The sequence below is a fragment of the Microcoleus sp. Pol8_D6 genome (assembly GCF_036700965.1).
Classification (GTDB): domain Bacteria; phylum Cyanobacteriota; class Cyanobacteriia; order Cyanobacteriales; family Microcoleaceae; genus Microcoleus.
Window position 1 is genome coordinate 68,428 of record NZ_JAUBPW010000013.1, and the last position, 24,894, is coordinate 93,321.

The following is a 24,894-nucleotide window of genomic DNA, read 5'->3' on the forward strand; positions in this document are numbered from 1 at the left end:
AATAAGTTTGCAAGTAATTTTCCAAGTCAACTCCGGCTGTGTTAAAGACTCTTGATTCTTTAATACTGGGAATTTTCGGCGCGCAAATTTTCCAACTCGGCCCTCAGCGCTGCCATGTGTGCAGTTAATTCTTGAATCTCTAGCTTTACGTTAGGCTGTACAACCGAATCGGGAGGAGCATCAGTCGCTGCATCTGATTGCTTGGGCGAGACAGATTCATTGTCTGCATTCTCCCGATCGCCCGGTTGAGAGAAAATAGTATCTACAAAATTCCGGGCTTCTCGCTCAGTCATTTCTCCTTTTTCCAGCAACTCATCGGCGAGTAACCCCAAATCAGACTTCAGTTTGTCAAGATTTTCTTCTCGCTTCAGAGGATCTTGCAATGTCTCAATTAAAAAGGAAGTTGCACCTAAAGTTAGGTGAAATCCGGTTTGCAGCATTTGAGGCAGGTTGTCGGGATTCATCTAAAAATGCCGCTAGAACGTTTTTCTGAGTTTTTGCTTCGCTAATTGCTCCCCAGCCGGGGCGTAAAGCCGCTTCTTAGGGAAAAGATGCTTGCCTTCTGGGTAGCGATCGCCCCCCCCGATTCAGGAAATATCAGCTTTTGGGGGGACGTTTTACCGTTGTGCCAATACTAATCGTATCATTACTGCGTAAATTAATAAATGTCAAGTGTAAACTTTTGTAACTACGAATCGAGACTTTCCCACAGGAAGGATCAGTCTATTTTAGATTTTAGATTTTAGATTGAACAGGACTTAGGCACTGCGACTAAAAAAAACCGGTGGCTGATTACCCGTGCGTAAATCCTGTTCAAGCCCATTAAGGATACAGCGCCTCACCGGTGGAGGGGTCAAATATAAATAGTCGATCAAAGTCAAGCTGTACCGTCAGCCGATCGCCCGATCGCAAGCGAACACTCGCAGGTATTTGTAACTGTACAGTAGTTTCAGCACTCAACAACGGCAAACTAGCCCGAATTAAAGTTTCTCGCCCCAGAGGTTCCACTACTTTTACCTCTACATCGAGAGGAACTTTTTCTAAGGCCCAAACATCGCTTTTCAAATCATCATCTTCTACTGTTTGTGGGGTAAAGATTTCTATATTTTCTGGACGGATGCCCAAATCAAATCCTTGTCCTTCTCTCGCCTGCAATTTTTTCTGAATCGAGGGCGGACAGGCTAAAGATTGATCTCCTACTTGAAAGGATTCGTTAGTATATATTACAGGCAAAATGTTCATGGCGGGATTGCCTAAAAACGTGGCAACCATGCGGTTAGCTGGTTTGGCGTAAATGCTTTGCGGGTCTCCAATTTGTTGAATTTTGCCCCCATTTAAGACTACTATCTTATCAGCTAAAGTCATCGCTTCCACTTGGTCGTGGGTGACGTAAATTGTGGTAATTCCCAGCCGTTGATGCAGTTGTTTGAGTTCTGCTCTAGTGTCGTCTCGTAGTTGAGCATCGAGGTTAGAAAGTGGTTCATCTAAAAGAAATACTTTCGGTTCGCGGGCGATCGCCCTTCCGAGTGCTACCCGCTGCTGCTGTCCGCCTGATAGCTGTTTGGGCTTACGTTTGAGGAGGTGGTCGATCGAGAGCGATCGGGCTACTGTTTCGACTCGTTCTTGAATTGTAGTCGGGTCAACATTCCGCATCCGCAATCCAAATGCCAAGTTTTCTGCGACAGTCATGTGTGGATAAAGCGCGTAATTTTGAAACACCATTGCTACATCCCGCTGTCTAGCAGGAATGTTGTTAACTAAATTATCTCCGATGTAAAGATTGCCGGAAGTTGCGGTTTCTAAACCTGCAATTGTCCGCATAATTGTGGATTTCCCGCAGCCGGATGGCCCGACTAATACCCAAAATTCCCCGTCCGGGATTTTGAAGCTGATGTTTTCGATCGCGGTGACGTTTTGGTAACGTCGGGTAATATTTTCTAAGCGAACATTTGCCATTTTTTAATTGTAATTGGTAATTAATAAATTAGTGCTTTTTACCTTCAGAATTCAGCCGTCAAAAAACTGTTCCACTTCTAAAACGGTGCGCTCCAATTCTTCAACTATAGGCGTTAACTCAGCTTTGCGGAATGCTTCTACTAAAGAACGATAATACCAGAGAGAACCGTCTTTGCCACCTTTGAAGCGTTCCCAAACAGTATCTCCTAATTGACGGGAATCTTTCAGGATCGATCGGGCATTATAAAGTTTATCAGCAGCCGACACTAATCTGACTGAGCCAGAAGCTGTAGAAATGCGATCGATATAAGCTTGCTTTCGCTGACGCCAAGGGGGTTTCGGCGTCTCGTCACTGTCGGTACAGCCGTCTACAATCGCTGTGACGGTATCGCCAAAGCGGTGGCGGATGGCTTCGCGGGTGGTGGCGCCGCCTTGATCTTCGATCGCATCGTGAAGCAAAGCTGCGATCGCCTCATCTTCATTTGCCCCATATTCTAAAGCTATACTAGCAGTGGCCAACAAATGGGCAATATAGGGAACCCCGGAACCTTTGCGAACTTGGGTAGCGTGCAATTCGGCGGCATAGGTGAGGGCTTCAGAAAAACGGTTTGAGAGAATCATGAAAGTCACCTTTCTGAATTGCTATGATATATAAATTGTCCGGCTAAGTTGAAAAAACCAAATCTACCAATTTCAATCATGTCATCGAATGCGATCGAGAGTGATCGCTTGTAAACTTATAATAGTTAAACAGAGGTTGCGAGCATGACAGCTACTATAATTATACCCAAAAATGCCGACCAAAACTCAGAGTTAGAATCACCTCCTCAATTAGAAAATACACCAAAAATATCCCCCGAATCTGAACCTAAAAAAGTCATATCTCTTGAAGAGTTTTTAGTCATACCTGCTGATAGAATGGAATGGGTTGACGGCAACTTAGTGGAGAAAACAGGAATGACATTCAAGCACAGTCTAGCTCAATCTAAATTAGCTCGTTTCTGGGGAAATTATAAAGACTCCAGCGGACAGGGAGGAGAAGTGCTTACAGAAATCCTTTGCCGCACTAGCAAGCGTGGCCGCCGTCCCGATGTTGCTTACATTACTCCTGAATTGCTGCCAGAATCAGGCAATTTTACAGCATTTTCCCAAAGTTTTCCTTTGATAGCGGAAGTTGCTTCGCCCGAAGATAGCGGCGAAGAGTTATTTGCCAAAGCTCAGGAATATTTGGAATCGGGATGTTTAGAAGTTTGGTTGCTGTTTCCTGAAGCTAGATTAATATTTGTCAATGCAGGGCAACGCTGGCGGTTGTTTAATGCCGATGAAGTTGTTAAAACTCAAAGTGTGCTTGCAGGTTTTAGCGTAGCTGTGAGTGAATTGTTGGCTTGAGGTATTTGTTAAACTAATTTATTAAAACCATAAAAAGAGAAACTCCAGGTGAGAAAGTTTAGCTTAAGACTGGGTTTAATGAGAATGCGGGAACGCTCACATCGAGTTTAAGATCGACCTAAAGGTAACTTTGAAGTATTGATACAGTTAACATCGGATTAAGGGACTGCGGCGTAGACTGAAAAGGACTGACCCTTTACGGTCAGCAGATTCATCCCACGACTAGAAGCGATGGGCTTTATCTGAGATTTTCTATAAGCGGTAGTCTGCGATGGGAATGGGGTTGAGAGATTTTTGGTGGAGTACGATCGCCTTTAAATTTGAGCCAGAACGATCGCCCGATCTACTAACAATCACCCTCGGCTAACAGATCACAGCCGAGCACAGTCTCCCAGCCACTCCACCAATCAACGGCACATCAACCAACTCAGCAATTGTTGCACTTCAGTGAACAAGAGAAAACCACTGGCAACTGGCTAATGCGACTGCTTGTTGGAGGTACAAGATTAATTGTTAGCGTCGGTGTCTAGCCAGGAATTTAAGCGCCTTGAAACCTCTACCCAGGTGGATTGAACATCAAGCTAGCAATTCCTCAAAGTCTATTTTCCATACAAGCCACTCGCATTTCTATGTCAAACTCATCCCTGAATCTATTTAAACTTAAGCGCAAACTTTCCCTGCGATCGCTCTTGATTGTCCCGTTTGTTCTACAAATCTTTGCAGCAGTTGGATTAACGGGATATATTTCTCTGAGAAATGGACAGAAGGCAGTCAATGATGTTGCCAGTCAGTTACGTCAAGAGATGAGCGATCGCCTCAACCTGCAAGTTCTGAACTATTTGGAAAAACCTTATATTGCCGGACAAGTGATCGTAGCTGCGGCTGAAGAGGGTCAGGTTGATTTAACAGATTTCACCAAACTGGAACGAACGTTGTGGCGGTTAGTCAGCCAAAATACCCTCGAAGATGTGCAAATTGGTTTAGAGGATGGCACGAATATTGCCCTAGATACAACAATCAATGACGGCATCGTTTCTCGCCTCAGTGACAAAGCGCGTCTACCTCAACGTCAATTCTACAAACTTGATAATCGAGGTCAACGGATCGCACTGCTCAAAACTCAGGCAGAGTTTGACCCCCGGACTCGACCTTGGTATCAAGTTGTACAAGAAGCTGGAAAACCAGCTTGGACATCTGTGCCCTACGTCAGCAGTTCGTATAAATCGGCTACGCTGGCTCTATCGCAACCGATTTACAAGAGCGATGGAACGTTACTAGGGGTGGAAAAAAGTACCTTTCGGCTGGACAAGATTCATCGTTTTCTGAGTGAGTTGAAGGTGGGTCAAACGGGACAAACGTTTATCGTAGATCGATCGGGCAATCTGATTGCCAGTTCAACGATCAAACAGCCTTACATTTTGGATCTTAAAAATGAGGAGTTGCAACAAATTCCTGCGGTCAAGTCTGAAAATCTTGTAATTCGTAGCACCGCGCAAGCCATCGTCGATCGATTTGGCAACTTCAAGGCTATTGCACAGAATCGACAGCTTGATTTTATGCTGGCAAACCAACGGCAGTTCGTTCAAGTTTCAGCCATTCGAGACGAACGAGGTATCGATTGGTTCAGCGTCGTTGTGGTGCCTGAATCAGATTTCATGGCACAAATCAATGCCAATACTCGCACCACAATTTTGTTGTGTCTAGGGGCTTTGGTGGTGACGACAATACTGGGTCTTTTTACTTCGCGTTGGATTACCAAACCGATTTTGCAGCTACAAAAAGCCAGTCAGGCGATTAGTTCTGGACAGTTGGATCAAACACTTCAAGTGCAAGGTATTAGTGAACTAGAATCGCTGGCAGATTCCTTTAACCAGATGGCGGCTCAACTCAAAACCTCCTTTATCGAACTGGAAAGCCGTGTCGAGGAACGTACCGCACAACTAAAAGAAGCAAAACTGGTAGCTGATGGCGCGAACCAAGCAAAAAGCGAATTTCTCGCCAACATGAGCCACGAACTCCGCACTCCCCTCAACGGTATTTTGGGTTATGCTCAAATCCTCAACCGCAGCAGCGCATTGCCAGCAAAAGAACGTCATGGGGTAGAAGTCATTTACCAGTGCGGTTCTCATTTGCTGACACTGATTAACGATGTGCTGGACTTGTCCAAAATAGAAGCCGGTAAATTAGAACTCACACCTCAAGCAATTCACTTTCCCTCATTCCTCCAAGGTGTCGCTGAAATCTGTCGCATTCGTGCAGACCAAAAAGGCATTGACTTCGTTTACGATACCGATCCGCAGTTGCCTGAAGGGATTTTTGCCGATGAAAAACGGCTGCGTCAGGTATTACTCAACTTGGTGGGAAATGCGATTAAATTCACCGACAAAGGTTCTGTCACGCTCAAGGTTGCCGTAGTTGAGAATCCTCCCAATCCGTCTACTCGCTCTTTCAAATTTCAAGTTGAAGATACGGGCGTAGGAATTGCGCCCGATCATTTGGATAAAATTTTCCAGGCTTTTGAACAAGTGGGCGATCGCCAGCGCCAAGCCGAGGGCACGGGTTTAGGACTCGCTATCAGCCAAAGAATTGTCCAACTTATGAACGGACAAATCCAAGTTAATAGCCAACCCGGAGTCGGCAGTCAATTCTTTTTTGAGGTGGAACTGGCGATCGCCACCGATTGGGTACAGCAAAACTCCTTCACAACAGGAAAACAAATTATTGGTTACGAAGGACAACGACGCAGCATACTTGTGATAGACGATCGTTGGGAAAACCGAGCCGTTCTCGTCAATTTGTTAGAGCCACTAGGATTCCAAGTTAGTGAGGCCGAAAATGGACAAGCAGGATTGGAAAAAATACGACAGTCTCAACCTGACTTAGTGATTACAGACTTGGCAATGCCAGTCATGGACGGCTTTGAACTGCTCAAACAAATTCGCAGTGCCAATGATTTGCAACACCAGAAAATCATTGTCTCTTCCGCATCAGTATCACAAGCCTATCGACAGATGAGTTTAGATGCAGGGGCAAATGATTTCTTAGCAAAGCCAGTGGAAGTCAGTGAATTATTTAACCTCTTAGCCACTCATTTGGAATTAAAGTGGAAATATGAAATTATCGCCTCAAACGGCTCTGGATCATCCCCTCCAACGACTCCATTAGAGAACCCAGAAACGATTATTATTCCTTCTCCTGTAGAGTTAAAAACGTTACTAGAAATGGCCCAGAAAGGCAACTTAAAACGGCTACGAGCGCACACAGAGCATATTGCTCACTCTAACCCTGGTTACGCAGATTTTACCTCACAAATTATTCGGCTTGCCAAGCAATTTAAAGCCGAAGAGATTGAAGAGTTGCTACAACAATACCTCACAGAGAAGAAAGCCGATGTCTAGTCCTGAATTAATCCTGGTGGTGGATGATACCCCTGCGAACTTAGAAGTGGTTTGTGAAACCTTAAGTGATGCGGGGTACGACGTAGCAACCGCAATCGATGGCGATCGCGCTCTTAAGAGAGTCCAAGCTTATCCTCCCGATCTGATCTTGCTCGACGTTCAAATGCCAGGAATTGACGGCTTTGAAACCTGCAAGCGTCTGAAGGCAGATCCCACCACAGCCAGTATTCCGATCATTTTTATGACTGCTCTCTCGGATGCCGACAGTAAGGTGAAAGGATTTGTCCTGGGTGCTGTGGACTACATCACCAAACCATTTCAAGAACAGGAGGTGCTAGCACGGGTGAAAACTCATTTGCAGCTACGGCAGTTAACTAAAAATCTTGAACACCGTGTAGCTGAGCAAACGGCTGATTTAGAAGCAGCATTCACACAACTGCAACAGTCTCAGTGTCAGTTAGTCCAAACCGAAAAGATGTCTGCTTTGGGCAATTTAGTCGCTGGTGTCGCGCACGAAATTAATAACCCGCTTTGCTTTATTGCTGGCAATCTGAAACCCGCTCAGGAATATATTAAAGACATCTTTCAACTGCTCGCTCTCTACCAAAAAGAACTCCCTTATCCAAGTGACACGCTACAAGCATTCCTGGAGGAAATAGATTTGGAATATTTACAAGAGGATTTACCCAAGTTGATCGATTCGATGCAAGAAGGAGTCGATCGCATTAACACAATCAGCACCAGTTTAAGAACCTTCTCGCGTTCTGATTGCGAGCGCCCCATTGCTTACAATATCCATGACGGCATTGACAGCACGATCTTGATTCTCAAGCATCGCCTCAAAGCCAACGAATCTCGCCCGGAAATTCAAGTCATCACAGATTATGGCGATCTGCCACAGGTAGAATGCTTTGCCGGACAGTTGAATCAGGTATTTATGAATCTGCTGGCAAATGCGATCGATGCCCTTGAGGAATCAAATCAAGGACGCAGTTTTGCTCAGATCAAAGCTAACCCCAACCAGATTACTGTCAAGACGCAATTGTCGGGAGCTCAGGCAGTGATCCGAATTCAGGATAATGGGATTGGCATTACGGAGGCGGTGAAGCCAAAAATCTTTGACCATCTGTTTACCACCAAAGGCGTGGGGCAAGGAACAGGGCTGGGATTGGCGATCGCTCGTCAAATCGTAGTCGAGAAACACTGTGGCAGTCTAGAAGTCAACTCAACTTTAGGTCAAGGTACAGAGTTTGTGATTTCAATTCCGGTGAAGGCTCTCGCTGTAAAAGACATTCAGGCAACGATCTGCGTTGACGCAGCATAACAAATCGTTGCAGTGGCGGCATAAAGATGATTGATATCGACCCTTAAAACCATCCAAACTATTGATATAGTAGTACGCGGTGCAAAAAACGGTAAACCATGACAGCCACAAATCTCGTCAATAAGTTTGAGTACAAACCCCTATATAAACCAAATCAATTAATTTGCGGAACGGGGCAAACAGCCATTGTCAGCGGTTGGACGGTAAAAAGTGCGATCGGCAAACATTTACAAGCTCAAGAATATGCTGCGATCGGACAACTGTACTCTCCTACTCGCGGCATCAACTTCTTAATTAGAAACTTGCTGTGCAATCCCCACGTCCGCTTTTTAGTAATTCTCAACGCTACGAAAGAAGACCGCAATTCGGGTGCGGCAGCGTGCTTGATCGACTTTTTTCGCAACGGCTTTGAAGCAGGCAAAAGCGATACTGGTAGAGATTGCTGGCTGATTAAATCTTCAATATTTGGCTACATTGATATTGAAATAGCAGCAGAAGCCTTAGAACTCTTGCGTCATTCAATAGAATGGAAAGAAGCAAATAACATAGCAGAAACAGTGACTATTGTCAAGTCTTTTGCCCAAAAAGAATCTGTTGAACCTTGGGGAGAAACCGTAACTTTTCCGTTAGTCGAAATCGTCCCGACTGTACTCCCCGGTCAGAAATACGGACACAGAATCGAAGGCAAAACTATAGCCGAAACTTGGGTAAAAATCATCCACCGAATTAAGACCACTGGCACCTTAAGGCCGACTGGTTACGACGGACAGTGGCAAGAATTAATCGACTTAATGGCAGTGATTACAGATGAACCTGCGGAGTTCTATTTTCCAGAACCGAATTACTTACCAATAGACCGTGATTTCCTCGAACAGTACAAACCGCAAATGCTGGAAGATGCCCCGTATAACGAAGGCATTAAATATACCTACGCACAGCGGATGCGGTCGTGGTTTGGACGAGATCAAATTGAAGAAGTTATTGCCAAACTAATTAAAGAAATTGACGCAGCAAGTGCTGTAATTAGTTTGTGGGATGCCGGCGGAAATATTAACAGAAGGCCTGACGGTTCATCCGACCACCAGCACAGCGGCAGTCCTTGTTTAAATCACATTTGGGTGCGAGTTGTAGACGGTGAAATATCTCTAACTGCAACTCTCCGCAGTAACGATATGTTTGCGGCGTGGCCGGCAAATGCAATGGGTTTGCGGGCTTTGCAGCAGCACATTCGAGATGAAATTGCGAGGCGTTCCGATTATAATTTGACAATGGGCCCGTTGGTAACGCTGAGTCAATCGGCTCACTTGTATGACGATACCTTTGAAAATGCCGATCGACTAATTCAAACCCAATATGCTAAAATCTGCGAAGATCGAGACTTTTTCGATGCAGCAGGCAATTTTTTAGTTGAAGTAGCCGACAATCAAATAGTTGTCACGCAAACCACCCCCGGCAGCGGCGAAGTTGTCACCTGTTATTCTGGAAAAAACCCTCTCAAGTTAGTGCGAGAAATTTGTGCGGCTTCCCCTGCCATCCAACCCGATCATATTGGTTATTTGGGAATAGAATTGCAAAAGGCGGCCGAGTGTCTGAAAACCAGCAACCAATACATTCAGGATAGAAAATGAATCTAGAAGAAGAAAGACCGACTTGGGACGAATACTTCTTAATGTTAGCAAAATTGGCTGCTACTCGATCGACTTGTTTGGCTTTTCCTGTAGGCGCGGTGATCACTAAAAACAGGCAAGTTTTAGCAACGGGTTACAACGGTTCGCCGTCTGGTTCGGCACACTGTACTACTCAAGGCTTCTGCTATCCTGGTTTGAGTAGTTGCGACGCCAGCAAAACTTTGCCATCAAGGGCGGTTCACGCGGAAGCAAATGCGATCGCCAAAGCTGCTAAACACGGTATATCTACTGCTGGGGCTAGTATTTACGTCACCTTAGAACCCTGCATCTATTGTTTGAAATTAGTCATTGCCGCTGGAATTAGAGAAGTGTTTTACGAAACGAGTTTTAACAGCGGAGAAAAAGCTGCTTTGAGAGATACTTTTATCAGTGAAGGTATTGTTGAGTTAAAACAAATTAAGCTATCTGAAGATACAGCCAAAAAAGCCTCTTTGTTTTTGTTAAATCCTACATCTGTGTCCCAAAAATTAGTATAGTATCAATCCTCCTCGTGGTTGTTGCCGCCAGAGGAAATAACTGTGCTGTGTTCCTATAAATGATATTTATTTGCTGGTAATTTGTAGGGATACGGCAGTGCAGTATCCTAAATCCCGCGTGATACAAATGATATTTATTTTACGCTTTGTAAGGACACGGCAGTGCTGTGTCCTTACAAAAAATAGAGATGGGGATTAACCAAAAAACGTCCTGACAAATTGTGAATACCGTGTAGTTCAATCAATCAAACTCATTCACAGCTTGCAAATAGTCGATCGCCGCATCTATCCTCGAAGAATACTTAAAAGCAAACTGATCGAACCAATATCCCTCATCGGAATTTTTATCCAACTTTTTCAGCCAAACCTGAGCTTGCCTAACTTTCTGTCTGTGGGTTTGTACGTCCCACTGTGGCCCCGCGACTTTTTCTGCTGGCTGTGGTTCCAGTGAAGCTACTTCCTGAGCTTGATTTTGTGCTTCGTGTTCAGCCTTAAGCGGTTGCTGTAAAGCCGCTTCCTGAGCTTTATTTTGCGCTTCGTACTCAGCCTTAATTTGAGCCAAATCCTTATCCAAAGGACTAGCATACAAATTTATATCTGATGTTTTAAATGTTTGATTTGACGGCACTGCTGCTTGTGCTACAGGCGCTTGTGCTTGCACTGGTGTCTGACTTTTCAACTCAGCATTTTTTTGAGATGCTTGATACTCTGCCTTAAGTTCACCTAACAGGCGCTCGATAGATTCCATAACTTAAACCCCCTAAAAAATGCTGCTGGCTCAACTAGCACAAATATAATCGCGTGAACTTCGCCCGCCTCCTCAATCAGTTATTGCATTCAGCAATACCTCTGTCAGGGTCATTCCTTCAATATCATCCATCGTGACAGTATCAACGATATCGAATTTAGCCCCGGCGCTTTGCAGTTCGTCATCCAATATCTTGAGAAACTTAGTAGCTTCCGGCGCATCCCCTACTTGAATGAAAGAAATCGCCAACTCTTCATCTCGATCGAGCTTCCGAGAAGCCTCTATAATAGTTTTCATCACTTCTTTGCGATCGTCCGGTTCCCCGTCCGTCACCACTAATATTGTTTCCCCATTTTGCTTGGTCTTACCGGATGCTTTGCGCTGAAAATAACTGTTCAGAGCGTCTTGCAGCACTGCCGCTAAATTCGTAGTTCCCGAAGGTTCGTTTTCTTGGAAAATTTGCACGACTTTAGCTGATGTTACGTTGTCGTAGCGCTTGAAGCGACCGGAAAACACATAAACTGTTATGCCATCAGGATCGAGTTCTTCGCATTTATTCGCCAATGCGATCGTCGATTCTTGCATGAGCGCCCACCGACTTTTACCGCCCATCTGGTCTTTTGTGTACATACTACCGCTTTTGTCAATGATGATATAATCGCGATTCTGAAGCATAAGATTTTTCCTGTTAATTAAGTTTTTCCCAAAAATATCAAAACCAGCGAGCAGAAGCTGTTGAGCTTTAGTTGCTCGCTGCGTTTTTTAGTTGATTTGCGATCGCAAATACCGGAATTTAAGCTGCAACTAAAGCATCTTTAAGTGGCTTCCAGCTAAAAGCTCGATCGCCCCCCATCTCCACTGCTATTTTAACCCGCGGTTCTAACGTCGGCAAAACAGTCAAATACTCAATCTCCTGACTCGACAAAATCTGCCCTTCAATAATCCACAGCACCAGTCCTTTTGCTTTAGGTGGCAAATTGTCTAATTGAGTTTTCAACATCGGTGGCACGTAGTATGTATAACCAACAGCCGCTTCGTTGCCAGTAGTTTTCTTGCCCAAATGCGGCGGCCGCACGCCGTGAACCCCCGTTAAATACATCGCCAAATCGCCCAAACCCCGCGCCGAAATCGTGTACCCACCGTAGCCCGCAGCCCTCAGCCTGCGGAGGTAGCGCCCCTCAAATCCTCCCTCTAAAGGAACGTACAGGGCCAGCGACCCCGACTTTTCCAAATCCCGAATCAGATCAGATCCCGTCGTAATCAGTCCCATAAATTTGTGTTTCCTGCTGTATCAAAATTTGGTCGATCGCTGCTTGCGAGCTGGAAATATTATAAATCTTAAAGTTGAGCCTAAAAATTCTCATCCCGGCCTTGACAAACGGCAAACACTTCATGTACTATTGTGAATTGTCGCCGTAAAGGATACTGAGTGGTTTGCTGCTCAAGTCCTGGCACAAACAAGCAAGACCGAGACAAAACTCGGAGATCGAGTCGGTAAAAAGCCGCGAATCTCAACCCTTGCAAGACTTCCACAAGCTCGCTCCCAAATTTAAAACTCAAATTTTAAACACCGAGGAAGGCTGTTGGTTGATAACAGTTAATTGCAGGAACATTGAAATAAATGTTTCTGCACAAGAGCAAGCGGATTGACGTAAATTTCGCAATCCGAAACCTCTTGCGTAAATAAAAGGAAGAAAATCCGTGTCTGTAGGCATTCTTGGCACTAAACTAGGCATGACTCAAGTGTTTGACGCCGAAGGGAGAGCCATCCCCGTCACCGTCATACAAGCAGGGCCTTGTACAGTAACTCAAATCAAAACAAAACAAACTGACGGCTACGGTGCCGTTCAAGTTGGATACAACGAAGTCAAACCAAAGGCTCTCAACAAGCCAGAACTAGGACACCTTGCCAAGTCGGGGGCGAATCCATTGCGCCACTTGCAGGAATACCGATTGGAAGACACCAGTTCATTTGAATTAGGTCAACAACTAAAAGCAGATACCTTTACACCGGGACAAATAGTAGATGTCATCGGTACCAGCATCGGTAAAGGTTTTGCAGGTTTTCAAAAGCGCCACAACTTTAAACGAGGCCCCATGTCTCACGGTTCCAAGAACCACCGCGAGCCTGGATCGATCGGGCCTGGAACTACTCCCGGTCGCGTTTATCCCGGCAAAAGAATGGCAGGACGTATGGGCAACGTTCAAGTCACCGTCCGCAAACTAACAATTGTCCGGGTGGATACAGAGCAGAATTTGCTGCTAATTAAGGGAGCAGTTCCCGGCAAAGCTGGCGCCTTAGTCAATGTTGTGCCTGAGAAAAAAGTAGGACGTTAGTCAGTAGTAAGTAGTCAGTAGTCAGCAGTCAGTAGATAGTGGTTGGCCGTTAGTAGCAAGCAAGAACTAAGAGCTGAAAACTAAGAGCTGAAAACTAAGACCTGAGAACAGACAACAGACGACCGACAACAGACAACAGACAACTAACAACAGACAACTAACAACAGACAAAGGACAAAAGATATGGTTAACTGTGTAGTGCGAAATTGGCAAGGCGAAGAAGTTGGAGAAACAACTTTAGAACTGCGCGTAGCCAAAGAAGAAAATGCGTCTCACATCGTTCACAGAGCATTGACGCGGCAACTGAATAACGCTCGTCAAGGAAATGCTTGCACCAAAACTCGATCGGAAGTTAGAGGCGGTGGCCGTAAACCTTGGCGTCAAAAAGGCACCGGCCGAGCCAGAGCAGGTTCAATCCGTTCTCCGCTGTGGCGGGGCGGCGGTGTCATCTTCGGACCAAAACCGAGAGACTTTGAAGTCAAAATGAACAAAAAGGAACGCCGTCTCGCTTTGCGGACAGCATTCCAAAGTCGCACCGAAGACATCATTGTGGTTGAAGAATTTGCAGAGCAATTTCCGAGACCGAAAAGCAAAGAATTGCTGAGTGCGATCGGCCGCTGGGGCATCGAACCCGATACAAAAGTTCTGTTAATCTTGCCAGAACCGCAACCAAACGTCTACTTATCCGGACGCAACATCGAATTAGTAAACGTCATCTTGGCAACCTCCCTGAATGTTTACGACGTTCTCGCGGCTGACAAAATTATCGTCACATCTACAGCCATAGCTAAAATTCAGGAGATTTACGGTGAGTAAAATCGACCCCCGCGACTACGCAGATTTGATCCAGCGTCCGATTCTCACCGAGAAAGCTACCCGAATGATGGAATTAAATCAATTCACATTCGACGTAGCCCCCAAAGCGACGAAGCCTCAAATCAAAGCTGCAATCGAAGAACTATTTAAGGTCAAAGTCATCGGCGTCAACACCCAAAACCCGCCGCGTAAAAAGCGTCGAGTTGGCAAATTCGTCGGCTTTAAACCTTGTTACAAGCGAGCAACCGTAACTCTGACCGACGGAGACTCGATCCGCAAACTCCTATTCCCAGAAGTCTAGACGATTTTGGATTTTAGATTTTAGATTTTAGATTTTAAATTGCGGTTAACTGGTGGAAATTCTCGAACCAGAAAACTCGTAAGTTAACCAAACATCGCCAATCTTCAACCTAAAATCTAAAATCGATAAACGTCAAATCCAAAATCCAAAATCCAAAATCTAAAATAGATCGATTATGGGCATCCGTTCTTACCGACCTTATACCTCCAGCACCCGAGAACAAACCGTCTCGGACTTTGCTGAAATTACCAGATCAGAGCCAGAAAAGTCTCTAACCAGCAATAAACACACCAAACAAGGCCGCAACAACCGAGGCGTCATCACCTGTCGCCACCGGGGAGGCGGTCACAAACGGCTTTATAGAGACATCGACTTCCGCCGCGACAAACATAGCATTCCCGCTACCGTCAAGGCGATCGAATACGACCCCAATCGCAACGCCCGCATCGCCCTCCTGTTCTACAAAGACGGCGAAAAACGGTACATCCTGCACCCGCTCAACTTAAACGTCGGTACAGTAATTGTCTCAGGCCCAGACGCGCCGATCGAAATCGGTAACGCCCTCCCCCTGAAGAACATTCCCCTCGGTACCAGCATCCACAACGTCGAGCTAGTACCCGGAAAAGGCGGACAAATCGTTCGCTCCGCCGGCTCCAGCGCTCAGCTAATGGCAAAAGAAGGTAGCTACGTCACCCTCAAACTGCCATCCGGCGAACAGCGCAAAGTCCGCGCCGACTGCTACGCCACCATCGGTCAAGTCGGCAACACCGACGCCAGAAACATCAGCCTGGGTAAAGCAGGTCGCACCCGCTGGAAAGGTCGCAGACCCACCGTTCGCGGTAGTGTCATGAACCCGGTAGACCACCCGCACGGCGGTGGCGAAGGCAGAGCTCCCATCGGACGTCCGGGGCCTGTCACTCCTTGGGGTAAACCAGCATTGGGTGCAAAAACTCGACGCAAAAACAAGCGCAGCGACGCTTTAATCGTCCGCCGCCGCCGCAAAGCTTCCAAGCGCGGCAAGGGCGGCAGACAAAGTTAAGGAAGAAGGAAGAAGGAAGAAGGAAGAAGGAAGAAGGAAGAAGGAACAACAAAACAGTTTTCCGCGCTCTTTTATTCCTCCGACTTTCTTCCCCATTCAATTCCAACTGCTAATTACTAATTACAAAAATCATGTCTCGATCGCTAAAAAAAGGGCCTTTTGTCGCAGATGCTCTGATGACAAAAATCGAAAAACTCAACGCCGCCGGTCAAAAACAAGTAATTAAAACTTGGTCGCGATCTTCCACCATCCTGCCCCAAATGGTAGGTCACACGATCGCCGTTCACAACGGCAGACAGCACGTACCCGTCTACCTCACCGACCAAATGGTAGGTCACAAACTCGGAGAATTTTCCCCCACTCGCACCTTTAGAGGTCACGCGAAAAGTGGTGATAAAAAGGCAAAAAGATAGCCGAATTAGGTGACAGGTAATAGGTAATCGGACAAACTTTTTCCCAATTACCAATTACCTTTTTCCCAATTACCAATTACCAATTACCCAAATCGAAATGGTTATAGATACCACATCCGAAATTAAGGCGATCGCCCGTTACATCCGGACATCCCCCTTCAAAGTGCGCCGAGTCCTCGACCAAATTCGTGGCAAAAGCTACCAAGAAGCGCTGATTTTACTCGAATTCATGCCCTACCGCGCCTGCGAACCAATTGTCAAAGTTTTGCGATCAGCAGTAGCCAACGCCGAACACAACGCAGGATTGGATAAATCCAAGCTGGTAGTTTCTCAAGCTTACGCAGACCAAGGCCCAGTCCTCAAACGCTTTAGACCCCGCGCTCAAGGTCGCGCCTACCAAATCCGCAAGCCAACCTGTCACATTACCGTAGTAGTAGCTCCGCTTGTAGAAAACTAAACCAGGGAAGAACGTAAGAGGTAATAAACAGCTTAAAGTTGAAAAAAATGGGTAATCACCAATTACCAATTACCAATTACCAATTACCAATTACCAATTAACTCATCAACTATTATGGGCCAAAAAATACATCCAATTGGTTTTCGCCTCGGCATTACCCAAGAGCACCGCTCTCGCTGGTTTGCTGATCCCAAAAACTATCCAGAACTCTTGCAAGAAGACTATAAAATTCGCAAGTACGTTCGTAAAACCCTCAGCAATGCTGGGATTTCCTCGGTCAGAATTGAGCGGAAAGCCGATCAAATCGACCTAGAAGTGTTCACCGCCAGACCAGGCGTTGTCGTAGGCCGCGGCGGAGCAGGCATCGAAACCTTGCGCGTCGGTTTGCAGCAGCAACTCGGTAGCAACCGCCAAATCCGCATCAACGTCGTCGAAGTCCAGCGAGTAGACGCCGATGCCACACTGATCGCGGAATACATCGCTCAGCAACTAGAACGGCGCGTATCCTTCCGCCGAGTCGTCCGCCAAGCAATCACCCGCGCCCAAAAAGTCGGCATCCAAGGCATCAAAATTCAAGTCAGTGGACGCCTCAACGGTGCAGAAATTGCCCGTACGGAATGGACACGGGAAGGAAGAGTCCCCTTGCACACGCTGCGGGCAGACATCGACTACTCCTACTGCACTGCTCAAACCATCTACGGTATTCTGGGCATTAAAGTTTGGGTTTTCAAAGGCGAAATTATTCCCGGACAGGAACAAGAGGCTGCACCAAATGCAGCAGTGCCCCGCACCAAACAAAAGCGCCGCCGCCAGAACTTTGAAGATCGATCGAACGAAGGCTAGCTAATTGTTAACTGTTAGTTGTCATTTGTTAAGTGTGAGTTGTTCCAAACCAATTAGCAATTAGCAATCACCAATTACCAATTACCAATTACCAATTACCCAACTCCCAAAGCCATGTTAAGCCCTAAAAGAACAAAATTCCGCAAACAACAGCGCGGGCGAATGAGCGGTATTGCCACCCGCGGCAATACAGTTAGCTTTGGCGACTTCGCGCTCCAAGCTGTCGAACCCGCCTGGATCACTTCTCGCCAAATAGAAGCCGGACGGCGCGCCATGACCCGCTATATCCGCCGGGGCGGCAAAATCTGGATTCGCATTTTTCCCGACAAACCAGTCACCCAGCGCGCAGCAGAAACCCGGATGGGTTCCGGTAAAGGTAATCCTGAGTTTTGGGTTGCTGTGGTCAAACCCGGCCGGGTAATGTTTGAAATTGGCGGCGTAAGTGAAGAAACTGCCCGCGAAGCAATGCGTTTGGCATCTTTCAAATTACCAATTAAAACCAAGTTCATCACTCGCGAAGAAGACCAGTCATAGCGAAGAGCGAAGGTAGAATTAGGTCTGTATTAATCAGCATTTTAAACAGCTACAGCAATTTAAAATCTGGCTTTCATAACTTTTCTTTCCTTCGACCTTCAGCCAAGCGAGACAATTCTGTCTTCTGTCATACCGCTCGCTAACGAGAAAGCACACAATTATGTCTTTGACCAAGATTAAAGAAGCTAGAGAATTAAGCGATGCTGCCGTAGCAGAGCAAATTTTAGCCGTCAAGCGCCAACTAATGGAATTGCGGCTCCAGCAAGCTACCGGCCGCATGGAAAAGCCTCACCTGTTCAAGCACGCCAAACATCGGCTAGCTCAATTGATGACAGTTGAACGCGAGCGCCAAATCGTTGCTGAGAAAGAAGTGGCAGAAAAATTAGCCGCATCTAAACAGGTAGCACAGCCTGCTGCAACCGCAGCAGTCAGCCAAGAGTCAGAAGCAGCCGAGCCGACGATCGCACAGTAGCTAAAAACAGTCAATTGCACAACAAAAATAGGTAGCTATGGCAATTAAAGAACGAGTTGGCGTAGTAGTCAGCGACAAGATGGATAAAACCGTCGTGGTAGCAATCGAAAACCGCTCCTCCCACACCAAATACGGCAAAATCGTAGTCCGCACCAAGCGGTACAAAGCTCATGACGAAGAAAATCAGTGCAAATCGGGCGATCGTGTCCGCATCACTGAAACTCGCCCACTGAGCAAAACCAAACGTTGGACGGTTGCTGAGATTTTCGGTGCAAAAAATGGCTAACAGTTAATTATTAATTGCTTTGAAGTGTGCGATGGTCTAATCAATCGATCAACTCTGTGATTACCCATCAATTAGCAATTAGCATTTAGCAGTTAGCAAGCATCAAATTACCTTTTCCCCAATCACCATGATTCAACCCCAGACATACCTCAATGTCGCCGACAATAGCGGAGCCCGCAAACTCATGTGCATCCGCGTATTGGGAGGCGGCAACCGTCGCTACGGCGGAGTCGGCGATGTCATCATTGCCGTCGTCAAAGACGCCATCCCCAATATGGCAGTCAAAAAATCCGATGTCGTTCGGGCTGTCATTGTCAGAACCCGCAAAGGTTTGCGCCGCGACAGTGGCATGAGCATTCGTTTTGACGATAACGCCGCCGTTATTATCAACGTAGACGGCAACCCCAAAGGCACTCGCGTCTTCGGCCCCGTCGCCCGCGAATTGCGCGACAAAAACTTTACTAAAATCGTTTCCTTAGCCCCGGAGGTACTTTAAAATGTACGGAAAAAAGGGTAAACCAACTAGCGAGCCGCAGCGCTACAGAATGCACGTCAAAGCAGGCGATACCGTGCAAATAATTACTGGCAAAGAGAAAGGAAAAGTCGGAGAAATCTTAAAGACATATCCTAAAGTCAGCAAAGTAATTGTTAAAGGTGTAAACATCAGAACAAAGCACGTCAAGCCCCAGCAAGAGGGAGAGTCCGGGAAAATACTGACGTTTGAGGCTCCCATTCACAGCTCAAACGTCATGCACTATTCCGAAAAAGAAAAAATAGCTAGCCGCGTTTGCTATACATTTAGCGAAGACGGTCGGAAACTGCGACAGCTCAAAAAAACTGGAGAAATCATCGATCAATAGTGATTTGTTATCAGTCATCGGTCATTAGTCCGCCTTCTGACAAGTGACTTTTCAACTCATAACTAACAGCTAAGATCGGTGGGACGGACAATCGACAAATTCCCTGACCAAGCCCAGGGACAGTTAACGAAACACAAAAACTATGCCGGACAAACTCAAAGTTCTTTATCAAGGAAAAATCGTTCCCACACTGATGGATCAGTTTAAATATACTAATATCCATCAGGTGCCCAAACTCGTTAAAGTCACAGTGAACCGAGGTTTGGGAGAAGCATCTCAAAACGCTAAGGCACTGGATTCGTCGATCAACGAAATTAGCATCATCACCGGGCAAAAACCAGTGGTAACGCGGGCGAAAAAAGCGATCGCAGGCTTCAAAATCCGCAAAGGAGTACCCGTCGGCGTTATGGTGACGCTGCGCGGCGATCGGATGTACGATTTTCTCGATCGGCTGATCAACCTCGCACTCCCCCGAATTCGCGACTTCCGCGGCATCAGCCCCAAAAGCTTCGACGGGCGCGGCAACTACAGCTTGGGTCTGAGAGAACAGCTAATTTTTCCAGAAATAGAATATGACCGCATCGATCAAATTCGAGGCATGGACATTTCAATTATCACCACAGCAAACACCGACGAAGAAGGACGCGCCTTGCTTAAAGAAATGGGAATGCCGTTCCGGGACAACTAAGCACTAGAGTAAGAAGCAAAAGATGGCAGCTAACGATACCATAGCAGATATGTTGACGCGCATTCGCAATTCTTGCATGGCGCGCCACCAAACAACGCAAATTCCAGCTACAAAAATGACCCGCAGCATCGCCCAAGTCCTCAAAAGTGAAGGATTTATCAGCGAATTTGAAGAAGCAGAACCAGAAGGGATCAAGCGACATTTAGTGCTTTCTCTAAAGTACAAAGGTAAAACTCGCAAGCCCATTATCACGGCACTTAAGCGAGTCAGCAAACCAGGACTGCGCGTTTACTCGAACCGTAAAGAATTGCCCAGAGTATTAGGCGGAATTGGCATAGCCATTATTTCCACCTCCAGTGGCATTATGACGGATAGAGAAGCTCGACGCCAAGGTTTGGGCGGTGAAGTGCTTTGTTATGTTTGGTAGTCATTAGTCATTAGTCATTAGTCACTGGTCGTTGGCAAGAGACTCAAAAATCAATAACTAAGGACTAATAACTAAGCACTAATAATCAAGGACTAATAACTAAAAACAAAGGACAAAAAAACTATGTCGCGAATTGGCAAGCGTCCGATTAGCATCCCCACGAAAGTCACCGTCACCCTAGACGGCCAAAAAGTAGCCGTCAAAGGGCCCAAAGGTGAACTTTCCCGAGTGATTCCAGCCGAAATCCTCATGGGAATTGAAGGCGAGACTTTACTCGTTACCCGCCGAGACGAATCTCGCGTCGCCAGACAACTGCACGGATTGTGCCGCACCCTAGTCGCCAACATGGTCGAAGGTGTATCTCAAGGTTTTCAGCGGCGCCTCGAAATTATCGGCACAGGTTATCGGGCACAGGTTCAAGGACGGAACCTGATTTTAAACGTCGGTTACAGCAAACCCGTTGAAATGCCCCCTCCAGAAGGCATCACAATGGCAGTTGAAGGCAACACCAACGTCATTGTCTCCGGCATTGACAAAGAACTCGTAGGCAATACAGCAGCCCGCATCCGCGCAGTGCGTCCGCCCGAAGTCTACAAAGGCAAAGGCATTCGCTACAGCGGCGAAGTCGTCCGGCGCAAAGCTGGTAAAACAGGCAAAACAGGTAAGAAGTAACAATGAAGCTTACTCGCAAAGAATCAGTCCAGCGCAGACACCGCCGTGTTCGGCGCAAGGTGTTCGGCACCGCCGAACGTCCCAGATTAGCGGTATTTCGCTCAGAGCAGCACATCTACGCTCAAGTAATCGACGATACCGCCCAGCACACTTTGGCCGCCGCGTCAACCCTCGATCCCGAATTGAAGTCAACTCTCAGTTCTGGGGGCAACTGCTCCGCGAGCGTGCAAGTCGGTCAGTTGATTGCCAAACGCTGTTCCAGCGCTGGCATAGTCAAAGTCGTATTTGATCGGGGGGGCAACCTCTATCACGGTCGTGTCAAAGCCCTCGCAGAAGCAGCTCGCGAAGCGGGGTTAGACTTCTAGAGGGGGTAATGGGTAGCGGGTAATGAGTAATTAAAAAGTAAAAAGTCAAAAGTTGAAAGTTAAAAGGCAAAATCCAGATTTCTTCTATTTTTACTTTTTACTCAAACAATTACCACTTGCCGATCGCCTTTCACCAATTACTAATTCCCACAGGACAAAACTATGGCAGAACAAAAAGAACAGCGCAACAAGAAAAAAAGCAGCAGCAACAACAAAGGGCGCGAAAAAGAATCCGAATGGCAAGAACGGGTTGTTCAGATTCGGCGCGTTACCAAAGTAGTCAAAGGTGGTAAAAAACTCAGCTTCCGCGCCATAGTCATTATTGGCAACGAACGCGGTCAAGTTGGAGTAGGAGTCGGCAAAGCTAGCGACGTAATCGGTGCCGTTAAAAAAGGCGTTGCTGACGGCAAAAAGCACCTAATTGAAGTCCCCCTCACCAAATCTAACTCCATCCCTCACCCCATCAACGGTGACGGTGGCGGAGCTAAAGTGATGATGAGGCCGGCCGCTCCAGGAACCGGGGTAATTGCAGGGGGAGCAGTACGAACTGTTCTCGAACTAGCAGGAGTCCGCAACATCTTAGCCAAACAGCTAGGTTCTGGAAATCCCTTAAACAACGCCCGAGCCGCAGTCAATGCCCTCTCCACCCTCCGCACCTTGTCCGAAGTTGCTCAAGAGCGCGGAATTCCAGTAGAAAATCTCTACGGTTAGGGCACGCGAGAATGGGAAACTGTAAGTTTTGAGTGTTAAGTGCTTGCGGTGAAAATAAAAAAATCTGCAACTTAAAACTCACGCACTCAAAACTACTGCGTACCCCCTCTCTAAATACCAATTACCAATTACCAATTACTAAAACTATGAGATTGCAAGACGCCCGACCCAAAGCAGGCTCCCAAAAGCGCCCCCGACGCTTGGGCAGAGGTATTTCTGCCGGTCAAGGCGCGAGCTCCGGCAAAGGGATGCGCGGTCAAAAATCTAGAGCCGGTAGCGGCACTAGACCCGGTTTTGAAGGAGGTCAAAATCCTCTCTACCGCCGTCTCCCCAAGTTGAAAAGCTTCCCTCTAGTGAACCGGAAAGAGTACACTACCATTAATGTGAGTAAATTAGCATCGCTGCCAGCAAACACCGAAGTTACTCTCACATCTCTGATCCAAGCAAAAATTGTCACCACAGACGACGGGCCGCTGAAAATCTTAGGAGATGGTGAACTGAATGTACCTTTGCAAGTGCGCGCCTCGGCTTTTACCGCAGGTGCTCGCGCCAAAATTGAAGCTGCAGGCGGAAGTTGCGAATTAGTTGCGTGAAGATTTGAGGTTTGAGAGTCTGTCCAAATCTCAAATCCTCAAGCTTGCTATCAGAAAATGATTTAGTCGAAAATCCCAAATCTAAAATCCAAAATCGTAACTATGGACGTTAGTAGAGAGAAAGCGCCAACTGCACAAGAGACGTTCATGCAGATGGCTCAAGCTGCTGGTTTGCGAGGCCGCATCCTCGTAACCGTTGGCTTACTGATTTTAGTACGCCTGGGTGTCCACTTGCCAGTCCCCGGCATCGATCGAGTCGCCTTTGCCCAAAACGTCCAAAATAGCCCTTTAATTGGCTTTCTGGACTTGTTTTCAGGAGGCGGCTTGTCAGCGTTGGGGATTTTCGCGTTGGGGATTTTGCCCTACATTAATGCTTCAATTATTGTGCAACTTCTAACTGCGGCTCTGCCAAGCTTAGAAGACTTGCAGAAAAATGAAGGAGAAGCAGGGCGACGCAAAATTTCTCAAATTACTCGCTACGTTTCATTGGGCTGGGCAATTCTGCAAAGTATTGGCATTGCGATTTGGGTCAGCCCTTTTGCTCAATCTCCAGCGCCTTTATTCATAGCACAAACTGCTTTGGCTCTGACAGCCGGCTCAATGTTTGTGATGTGGATATCGGAAGTGGTGACGGAACGAGGTATCGGGAACGGAGCGTCGCTCCTGATTTTTATCAATATTGTGTCGGTATTGCCGCGCTCTTTGGGACAAACTTTTGAATTGGCTCAAAGCGGCGACACGCAAGTTGTCGGCCGCGTAGTCGTTCTGCTGCTGGTCTTTTTGGTAACGATTGTTGGGATTGTTTTTGTTCAGGAAGGTACTCGTCGCATTCCGATTATTTCGGCACGTCGCCAAGTCGGCCGCAAAGTTTATCGGGAGAGCCGGAGTTATCTGCCCCTGCGCTTGAATCAAGGTGGAGTGATGCCGATTATTTTTGCATCTTCGGTGTTGATTGTGCCTTCTTTCCTCGCTCAGTCTCTCAATAACCCGTTTTTGGTTCAAGTTGCTAATGTTTTGAGTCCGAACGGCCCTGCCCCTTGGGCTTACGCGCTGTTTTATCTAACTTTGATTCTGTTCTTCAGCTATTTCTACGCTTCGTTGATTGTCAACCCCGTAGATATGTCTCAGAACTTGAAGAAAATGGGCGCTAGCATTCCTGGAATTCGTCCGGGTCAGAAAACGAGTGATTATGTGGAGAAGGTTTTGAACCGTTTGACTTTCTTGGGAGCGATTTTTCTCGGTCTGGTGGCTATTGTACCAACTGCTGTAGAAAGCGCGATCGGTGTGCAAACTTTTAGAGGTTTTGGCGCAACTTCCCTACTGATTCTAGTAGGTGTGGCGATCGAAACTGCTAAGCAAATTCAAACTTACGTCATCTCCCAGCGATATGAAGGAATGGTGAAGTAATCGCAATGAAATTGATTTTTATGGGGCCTCCAGGGGCGGGAAAAGGAACTCAGGCTCAGATATTAGCCGCTCACTGGAAAATACCCCACATTTCTACGGGCGATATCCTGCGCGCCTGCGTGGTTGCCAAAACTGCCCTGGGTCTAAAGGCGAAAGCCTACATGGATGGTGGTGAGTTGGTTCCCGACGAGTTATTGATGGATATCGTGCAAGAACGCATGAATCAACCAGATGCTAGTGCTGGTTGGATTCTGGACGGCTTTCCCCGCACTGTGGCACAGGCAGCGTTTTTTGACAAACTCCTTTGTGATGTTAGGGGTGCTGGGGGAAGTACGTCTGGTAAGGACTGCGATCTCAGAGCTGTCAATTTGGAGGTGCCTGACAACATTTTGGTGGCTCGCCTGCTGTCGCGGGGTCGCCTCGATGACAATGAGGAGACGATCCGCCGGAGGTTGCAAGTTTATCGCGAGCAAACTGAGCCTTTGATTGAGTTTTACAGCGCCCGCCAACAGTTAGTTGCGGTTGATGGCGATCGCGACATGGAATTAATCACCGCAGAACTGCAGCAAGCTCTCTCGATCGACTCTTGAACCCTCTCAATACAGCTTGTTACTCACAAGCTTTTGCTAAGATATGTTAACTAGGAGCTTTTTGTGCTATCAGGTTTTGTGAGGGTTGCTAGAGACCGGATTGA

General features: G+C 46.8%; 31 protein-coding genes. 25 read left to right on the forward strand and 6 right to left on the reverse strand.

The genetic code is table 11. The features are described 5' to 3' along the window. Positions 1-59: 59 nt before the first annotated feature. From QUA10_RS07985 to QUA10_RS07995, 3 genes are all read right to left on the reverse strand, one after another. Complete coding sequence (locus QUA10_RS07985; RefSeq protein ID WP_333082103.1) at positions 60-464, reverse strand: hypothetical protein; 405 nt, start codon at positions 462-464, stop codon at positions 60-62. A 358-nt stretch (positions 465-822) separates the two neighbouring features. Continuing rightward, positions 823-1,956, reverse strand: coding sequence for an ABC transporter ATP-binding protein (locus QUA10_RS07990; RefSeq protein ID WP_333082102.1), 1,134 nt, complete (start codon positions 1,954-1,956; stop codon positions 823-825). Positions 1,957-2,007: 51 nt separating this feature from the next. Beyond that, entirely contained in the window at positions 2,008-2,577 is a 570-nt protein-coding gene (locus QUA10_RS07995) for an HD domain-containing protein (RefSeq protein WP_333082101.1), read from the reverse strand. 144 nt (positions 2,578-2,721) lie between these two features. On the opposite strand from QUA10_RS07995, the gene QUA10_RS08000 reads away from it, so the two are divergent. The 5 genes from QUA10_RS08000 (at position 2,722) to QUA10_RS08020 (ending at position 10,231) form a co-directional block, all read left to right on the forward strand. Beyond that, positions 2,722-3,345, forward strand: coding sequence for a Uma2 family endonuclease (locus QUA10_RS08000; protein ID WP_333082100.1), 624 nt, complete (start codon positions 2,722-2,724; stop codon positions 3,343-3,345). Between the two features lie 629 nt (positions 3,346-3,974). After that, the gene (locus QUA10_RS08005) at positions 3,975-6,743 is read left to right on the forward strand and encodes an ATP-binding protein (protein WP_445243565.1); all 2,769 of its coding nucleotides are present in this window, start codon (positions 3,975-3,977) and stop codon (positions 6,741-6,743) included. Further along, positions 6,736-8,067 carry a response regulator gene (locus QUA10_RS08010; RefSeq protein WP_333082098.1) on the forward strand — a complete coding sequence of 444 codons (1,332 nt, stop codon included), beginning with the start codon at positions 6,736-6,738 and terminating at the stop codon, positions 8,065-8,067. Before QUA10_RS08005 ends, QUA10_RS08010 begins: the two co-directional genes overlap by 8 nt. Before the next feature lie 98 nt (positions 8,068-8,165). Next, on the forward strand, positions 8,166-9,695 hold the full coding sequence (locus tag QUA10_RS08015; RefSeq protein WP_333082097.1) for a thymidylate synthase: 1,530 nt from the start codon (positions 8,166-8,168) through the stop codon (positions 9,693-9,695). Further along, positions 9,692-10,231 carry a dCMP deaminase family protein gene (locus QUA10_RS08020; RefSeq protein WP_333082096.1) on the forward strand — a complete coding sequence of 180 codons (540 nt, stop codon included), beginning with the start codon at positions 9,692-9,694 and terminating at the stop codon, positions 10,229-10,231. The genes QUA10_RS08015 and QUA10_RS08020 overlap by 4 nt, the downstream gene beginning before the upstream one ends. A gap of 241 nt (positions 10,232-10,472) precedes the next feature. Here the strand turns inward: QUA10_RS08020 and QUA10_RS08025 are convergent, their stop codons facing one another. From QUA10_RS08025 to QUA10_RS08035, 3 genes are all read right to left on the reverse strand, one after another. Beyond that, positions 10,473-10,979, reverse strand: a complete 507-nt coding sequence (locus tag QUA10_RS08025; RefSeq protein ID WP_333082095.1) for a salt stress protein, Slr1339 family — start codon at positions 10,977-10,979, stop codon at positions 10,473-10,475. 72 nt (positions 10,980-11,051) lie between these two features. Then, complete coding sequence (locus tag QUA10_RS08030; protein WP_333082094.1) at positions 11,052-11,654, reverse strand: VWA domain-containing protein; 603 nt, start codon at positions 11,652-11,654, stop codon at positions 11,052-11,054. 118 nt (positions 11,655-11,772) lie between these two features. Further along, entirely contained in the window at positions 11,773-12,249 is a 477-nt protein-coding gene (locus QUA10_RS08035; RefSeq protein ID WP_333082093.1) for an NAD(P)H-quinone oxidoreductase subunit N, read from the reverse strand. A gap of 431 nt (positions 12,250-12,680) precedes the next feature. Between QUA10_RS08035 and rplC the strand changes: the two genes are divergently transcribed. The 20 genes from rplC (at position 12,681) to QUA10_RS08135 (ending at position 24,790) form a co-directional block, all read left to right on the forward strand. Next, positions 12,681-13,316, forward strand: coding sequence for a 50S ribosomal protein L3 (gene rplC / locus QUA10_RS08040; RefSeq protein ID WP_333039608.1), 636 nt, complete (start codon positions 12,681-12,683; stop codon positions 13,314-13,316). Between the two features lie 183 nt (positions 13,317-13,499). Beyond that, a complete protein-coding gene (gene rplD / locus QUA10_RS08045; protein ID WP_333082092.1) occupies positions 13,500-14,132 on the forward strand; it encodes a 50S ribosomal protein L4 in 633 nt (210 codons plus the stop codon). Then, positions 14,125-14,433, forward strand: a complete 309-nt coding sequence (locus tag QUA10_RS08050) for a 50S ribosomal protein L23 (RefSeq protein ID WP_006634999.1) — start codon at positions 14,125-14,127, stop codon at positions 14,431-14,433. Before rplD ends, QUA10_RS08050 begins: the two co-directional genes overlap by 8 nt. A 175-nt stretch (positions 14,434-14,608) precedes the next feature. After that, positions 14,609-15,472, forward strand: a complete 864-nt coding sequence (gene rplB, locus QUA10_RS08055; protein WP_333057787.1) for a 50S ribosomal protein L2 — start codon at positions 14,609-14,611, stop codon at positions 15,470-15,472. Between the two features lie 131 nt (positions 15,473-15,603). Then, complete coding sequence (gene rpsS, locus QUA10_RS08060; protein ID WP_006634997.1) at positions 15,604-15,885, forward strand: 30S ribosomal protein S19; 282 nt, start codon at positions 15,604-15,606, stop codon at positions 15,883-15,885. Between the two features lie 97 nt (positions 15,886-15,982). Further along, positions 15,983-16,342: a 50S ribosomal protein L22 gene (gene rplV, locus QUA10_RS08065; RefSeq protein ID WP_006634996.1), complete on the forward strand. Its 360-nt coding sequence runs from the start codon at positions 15,983-15,985 to the stop codon at positions 16,340-16,342. A gap of 114 nt (positions 16,343-16,456) precedes the next feature. Then, positions 16,457-17,185, forward strand: a complete 729-nt coding sequence (rpsC, locus tag QUA10_RS08070) for a 30S ribosomal protein S3 (protein WP_242719701.1) — start codon at positions 16,457-16,459, stop codon at positions 17,183-17,185. Between the two features lie 114 nt (positions 17,186-17,299). Beyond that, positions 17,300-17,719 carry a 50S ribosomal protein L16 gene (gene rplP, locus QUA10_RS08075; protein ID WP_333082091.1) on the forward strand — a complete coding sequence of 140 codons (420 nt, stop codon included), beginning with the start codon at positions 17,300-17,302 and terminating at the stop codon, positions 17,717-17,719. Between the two features lie 160 nt (positions 17,720-17,879). Beyond that, the gene (rpmC, locus tag QUA10_RS08080) at positions 17,880-18,191 is read left to right on the forward strand and encodes a 50S ribosomal protein L29 (protein ID WP_333082090.1); all 312 of its coding nucleotides are present in this window, start codon (positions 17,880-17,882) and stop codon (positions 18,189-18,191) included. A gap of 37 nt (positions 18,192-18,228) precedes the next feature. Further along, positions 18,229-18,477, forward strand: a complete 249-nt coding sequence (rpsQ, locus tag QUA10_RS08085; protein WP_015178711.1) for a 30S ribosomal protein S17 — start codon at positions 18,229-18,231, stop codon at positions 18,475-18,477. A 127-nt stretch (positions 18,478-18,604) separates the two neighbouring features. After that, a complete protein-coding gene (gene rplN / locus QUA10_RS08090; protein ID WP_006634991.1) occupies positions 18,605-18,973 on the forward strand; it encodes a 50S ribosomal protein L14 in 369 nt (122 codons plus the stop codon). A gap of 1 nt (position 18,974) precedes the next feature. Next, the gene (gene rplX / locus QUA10_RS08095; protein ID WP_242719707.1) at positions 18,975-19,337 is read left to right on the forward strand and encodes a 50S ribosomal protein L24; all 363 of its coding nucleotides are present in this window, start codon (positions 18,975-18,977) and stop codon (positions 19,335-19,337) included. Positions 19,338-19,479: 142 nt separating this feature from the next. Beyond that, complete coding sequence (gene rplE / locus QUA10_RS08100) at positions 19,480-20,025, forward strand: 50S ribosomal protein L5 (RefSeq protein ID WP_333082089.1); 546 nt, start codon at positions 19,480-19,482, stop codon at positions 20,023-20,025. Between the two features lie 22 nt (positions 20,026-20,047). Continuing rightward, positions 20,048-20,452 carry a 30S ribosomal protein S8 gene (gene rpsH / locus QUA10_RS08105; protein ID WP_332978141.1) on the forward strand — a complete coding sequence of 135 codons (405 nt, stop codon included), beginning with the start codon at positions 20,048-20,050 and terminating at the stop codon, positions 20,450-20,452. A 123-nt stretch (positions 20,453-20,575) separates the two neighbouring features. Next, positions 20,576-21,124, forward strand: coding sequence for a 50S ribosomal protein L6 (rplF, locus tag QUA10_RS08110; protein ID WP_333039622.1), 549 nt, complete (start codon positions 20,576-20,578; stop codon positions 21,122-21,124). 2 nt (positions 21,125-21,126) lie between these two features. Continuing rightward, entirely contained in the window at positions 21,127-21,489 is a 363-nt protein-coding gene (gene rplR / locus QUA10_RS08115) for a 50S ribosomal protein L18 (protein WP_333039624.1), read from the forward strand. A gap of 162 nt (positions 21,490-21,651) precedes the next feature. Then, positions 21,652-22,200 (forward strand): 30S ribosomal protein S5, encoded by a 549-nt coding sequence (rpsE, locus tag QUA10_RS08120; protein ID WP_190745441.1) that lies wholly within the window; start codon positions 21,652-21,654, stop codon positions 22,198-22,200. A gap of 146 nt (positions 22,201-22,346) precedes the next feature. Beyond that, positions 22,347-22,793, forward strand: a complete 447-nt coding sequence (rplO, locus tag QUA10_RS08125) for a 50S ribosomal protein L15 (protein WP_333082088.1) — start codon at positions 22,347-22,349, stop codon at positions 22,791-22,793. A 102-nt stretch (positions 22,794-22,895) separates the two neighbouring features. Next, the gene (gene secY / locus QUA10_RS08130) at positions 22,896-24,200 is read left to right on the forward strand and encodes a preprotein translocase subunit SecY (RefSeq protein WP_333082087.1); all 1,305 of its coding nucleotides are present in this window, start codon (positions 22,896-22,898) and stop codon (positions 24,198-24,200) included. A 5-nt stretch (positions 24,201-24,205) separates the two neighbouring features. Further along, on the forward strand, positions 24,206-24,790 hold the full coding sequence (locus tag QUA10_RS08135) for an adenylate kinase (protein ID WP_333082085.1): 585 nt from the start codon (positions 24,206-24,208) through the stop codon (positions 24,788-24,790). Positions 24,791-24,894: the final 104 nt, after the last annotated feature.

Bases quoted from the DNA above. Each gene is read 5' to 3' on its own strand.
- rpsQ (WP_015178711.1), top strand. From the start codon at position 18,229: ATGGCAATTAAAGAACGAGTTGGCGTAGTAGTCAGCGACAAGATGGAT.
- rplD (WP_333082092.1), top strand. From the start codon at position 13,500: ATGGTTAACTGTGTAGTGCGAAATTGGCAAGGCGAAGAAGTTGGAGAA.
- rpsE (WP_190745441.1), top strand. From the start codon at position 21,652: ATGGCAGAACAAAAAGAACAGCGCAACAAGAAAAAAAGCAGCAGCAAC.
- QUA10_RS08025 (WP_333082095.1), bottom strand. From the start codon at position 10,979: ATGGAATCTATCGAGCGCCTGTTAGGTGAACTTAAGGCAGAGTATCAA.
- QUA10_RS08020 (WP_333082096.1), top strand. From the start codon at position 9,692: ATGAATCTAGAAGAAGAAAGACCGACTTGGGACGAATACTTCTTAATG.
- rplX (WP_242719707.1), top strand. From the start codon at position 18,975: ATGTACGGAAAAAAGGGTAAACCAACTAGCGAGCCGCAGCGCTACAGA.
- rplV (WP_006634996.1), top strand. From the start codon at position 15,983: ATGGTTATAGATACCACATCCGAAATTAAGGCGATCGCCCGTTACATC.
- rpsC (WP_242719701.1), top strand. From the start codon at position 16,457: ATGGGCCAAAAAATACATCCAATTGGTTTTCGCCTCGGCATTACCCAA.
- QUA10_RS08000 (WP_333082100.1), top strand. From the start codon at position 2,722: ATGACAGCTACTATAATTATACCCAAAAATGCCGACCAAAACTCAGAG.
- QUA10_RS07985 (WP_333082103.1), bottom strand. From the start codon at position 464: ATGAATCCCGACAACCTGCCTCAAATGCTGCAAACCGGATTTCACCTA.
- rplF (WP_333039622.1), top strand. From the start codon at position 20,576: ATGTCGCGAATTGGCAAGCGTCCGATTAGCATCCCCACGAAAGTCACC.
- rpmC (WP_333082090.1), top strand. From the start codon at position 17,880: ATGTCTTTGACCAAGATTAAAGAAGCTAGAGAATTAAGCGATGCTGCC.
- QUA10_RS08015 (WP_333082097.1), top strand. From the start codon at position 8,166: ATGACAGCCACAAATCTCGTCAATAAGTTTGAGTACAAACCCCTATAT.
- QUA10_RS08030 (WP_333082094.1), bottom strand. From the start codon at position 11,654: ATGCTTCAGAATCGCGATTATATCATCATTGACAAAAGCGGTAGTATG.
- secY (WP_333082087.1), top strand. From the start codon at position 22,896: ATGGACGTTAGTAGAGAGAAAGCGCCAACTGCACAAGAGACGTTCATG.
- QUA10_RS08005 (WP_445243565.1), top strand. From the start codon at position 3,975: ATGTCAAACTCATCCCTGAATCTATTTAAACTTAAGCGCAAACTTTCC.
- rpsH (WP_332978141.1), top strand. From the start codon at position 20,048: ATGGCAGCTAACGATACCATAGCAGATATGTTGACGCGCATTCGCAAT.
- QUA10_RS07995 (WP_333082101.1), bottom strand. From the start codon at position 2,577: ATGATTCTCTCAAACCGTTTTTCTGAAGCCCTCACCTATGCCGCCGAA.
- rplP (WP_333082091.1), top strand. From the start codon at position 17,300: ATGTTAAGCCCTAAAAGAACAAAATTCCGCAAACAACAGCGCGGGCGA.
- QUA10_RS08035 (WP_333082093.1), bottom strand. From the start codon at position 12,249: ATGGGACTGATTACGACGGGATCTGATCTGATTCGGGATTTGGAAAAG.
- QUA10_RS07990 (WP_333082102.1), bottom strand. From the start codon at position 1,956: ATGGCAAATGTTCGCTTAGAAAATATTACCCGACGTTACCAAAACGTC.
- rplR (WP_333039624.1), top strand. From the start codon at position 21,127: ATGAAGCTTACTCGCAAAGAATCAGTCCAGCGCAGACACCGCCGTGTT.
- QUA10_RS08135 (WP_333082085.1), top strand. From the start codon at position 24,206: ATGAAATTGATTTTTATGGGGCCTCCAGGGGCGGGAAAAGGAACTCAG.
- rplN (WP_006634991.1), top strand. From the start codon at position 18,605: ATGATTCAACCCCAGACATACCTCAATGTCGCCGACAATAGCGGAGCC.
- rplB (WP_333057787.1), top strand. From the start codon at position 14,609: ATGGGCATCCGTTCTTACCGACCTTATACCTCCAGCACCCGAGAACAA.
- rplE (WP_333082089.1), top strand. From the start codon at position 19,480: ATGCCGGACAAACTCAAAGTTCTTTATCAAGGAAAAATCGTTCCCACA.
- rpsS (WP_006634997.1), top strand. From the start codon at position 15,604: ATGTCTCGATCGCTAAAAAAAGGGCCTTTTGTCGCAGATGCTCTGATG.
- rplO (WP_333082088.1), top strand. From the start codon at position 22,347: ATGAGATTGCAAGACGCCCGACCCAAAGCAGGCTCCCAAAAGCGCCCC.
- QUA10_RS08010 (WP_333082098.1), top strand. From the start codon at position 6,736: ATGTCTAGTCCTGAATTAATCCTGGTGGTGGATGATACCCCTGCGAAC.